This window comes from Alkalihalobacillus sp. BA299, from assembly GCF_017745675.1.
In the GTDB taxonomy this organism is placed as follows: domain Bacteria; phylum Bacillota; class Bacilli; order Bacillales; family Bacillaceae_F; genus Alkalihalobacterium.
Window position 1 is genome coordinate 1 of the sequence record NZ_JAFLJM010000062.1, and the last position, 765, is coordinate 765.

The window sequence follows — 765 nt, forward strand, 5'->3', positions numbered from 1 at the left end:
TTCCCCCATTCGGATATCCCCGGATCAAAGCTTACTTACAGCTCCCCGAGGCATTTCGGTGTTCGTCCCGTCCTTCGTCGGCTCCTAGTGCCAAGGCATTCACCGTGCGCCCTTCATAACTTAACCAACGTTTTAAAATAAGCGGCGAATTTCTTCGTCAGTTTTGCCCCTGCGGTACTCGCGTATTATTGATACGATCCGTTCCTCAGGACTTCACTTCCTCGAACTTCTTGCTTCTTTTAAAACTTCTAGATTTGTCAGAAGTATAAATACCTCCATACAAACCTTACATTTTTATAAAGGTTGTTGAATTCTTGACGACTCAAGTTTCTTTTGGTTACACCAAAGTGCAACCCGGTAAAATCTTGATGTCATTTCTAGCATTCATTATCCAGTTTTCAAAGAACCAAGCTACTGACTTCAATCATATCATGTAGCACATCTTGATAATACATTGTGCTGCCTTGTTCAGAGAAAGCTACCTTCGTCAGCGTTACTCGTAGACACAAGGGCAACTGTTTCTTGAGATAAAAATTACTTTTGAGCATTCTCAAAAGCAGATTTATATCTTATTACAAATTGAATGTTTTTTCAATGGTAATTGAAGGAAAAAGATATCCAACTTGTTTGAGAGAAAATCTCTCAAAACTGAACAAGGCGACTGACTTCAATCACACCTTGAACATTCGTCTGTGTTATACTTCATGCTGCCTTGCATCGAGGAAGCTCACTTCGAAGCTACACTCGTAGACGCAGATGCAAAAA

General features: G+C 40.4%; 1 rRNA gene. It reads right to left on the minus strand.

Features of this window, described 5'->3' with window-relative positions:
- A 23S ribosomal RNA gene (locus J0N78_RS25525) occupies nucleotides 1-126 on the minus strand; the annotation flags it as partial.
- Between the last annotated feature and the right edge of the window lie 639 nt (nucleotides 127-765).